This is a genomic window from Microvirga tunisiensis (assembly GCF_009296175.1).
Lineage (GTDB): Bacteria > Pseudomonadota > Alphaproteobacteria > Rhizobiales > Beijerinckiaceae > Microvirga > Microvirga tunisiensis.
This window is the reverse complement of the sequence record NZ_VOSK01000838.1, coordinates 1-1,067: the sequence shown is the minus strand read 5'-3', so window position 1 is coordinate 1,067 and position 1,067 is coordinate 1. Positions and strand designations below refer to the sequence as shown.

The following is a 1,067-nucleotide window of genomic DNA, read 5'->3' as shown; positions in this document are numbered from 1 at the left end:
CGAGATCGAAGCAGTGCACGTCACCAAAGGGAGACAAAAAGGTCTACGCGTCAAAGTGATAGACCATCAGCGGGGGCTCTTCGAGCAGACCTCATGAACCAGGGGGCATTATGAAGCGGGATCCAAGAATCCCTCGACATCAACATCGACAAGCCACTTGGTGGCTCCCCATCGCTTCGAGAACGATTCGAGAGCTGTGTGGCACGACCGCTTCTTCCGGAATCCATGTGAGTTCGGTGAGAACACCGGCTCATAGATTCGGTTGAGGATCGATCTCACGACTTCTTGGACCAGACGGTCTTGAGCGGTCGGGATGCCGAGAGGTCGTAGTTTGCCGTTCGCTTTCGGAATGTAGACGCGCTTTACGGGCTTAGGACGGTAGGTCCCATCCACGAGCATCTGGATAATTGTCTCGATGTCGGTTTCACCGAGTGTCGAGATAGTCGATCCGTCTACTCCTGGCGTTCCGGCTCCCTTGTTGCGCTTGATGCGCTCCAATCCTTCCGTCCAGAGTGGGCGGTAAGTGAGAAGACGGAACAGTCCGTTTATGCGTTTACCTGCCTGAGCGAGATCAGGTAGTGCTTCCAGACGTCTTAACGCCGTATCAGCATGCATCAGCAGTACCTATTCGTTGCGACCGTCTGGTCTTGATAGAAAGCTGCCGCACTTCCCCCGGATCGGGCCGCTTTCAGCACAGTCACCTGTGCCTTATACGGTGATCCGTCCTTGGCAGGGCTCTTCACAGAGGCTGCTTTTGGCTGTCCCAGGCATTACCCTGGGCATTTGAGTAATATTGCGGCTCCGTCACCATGCAGGTCAGCATGTGGCCTGTTTAGGTGATCCCGTAGTTACGCAAAGTAAGAGATCCAGCAGGTTTAGGTGGCTCACTCATCCATCAATCCTCTTATGGAGGCCGTGCTGATCATATTGGGCAGACACTCTAAGAAACAGCGCCCGTGGAAGCGTCAACAGCGACCTCCTGCAGCACAAAGCCGAAGGCCTTGGCGCGGCGGTGCAGATTATCGATCACCCGCTTCCGATATCGCTCCTCGTAATAGGACGCTCCC

At 55.0% G+C, this 1,067-nt stretch carries 1 protein-coding gene; it reads right to left on the bottom strand.

Annotated features, from left to right (window positions below; all coding sequences use genetic code 11):
• Positions 1–108: 108 nt before the first annotated feature.
• Positions 109–615, bottom strand: a complete 507-nt coding sequence (locus FS320_RS44000; RefSeq protein WP_152718733.1) for a reverse transcriptase domain-containing protein — start codon at positions 613–615, stop codon at positions 109–111.
• Positions 616–1,067: the final 452 nt, after the last annotated feature.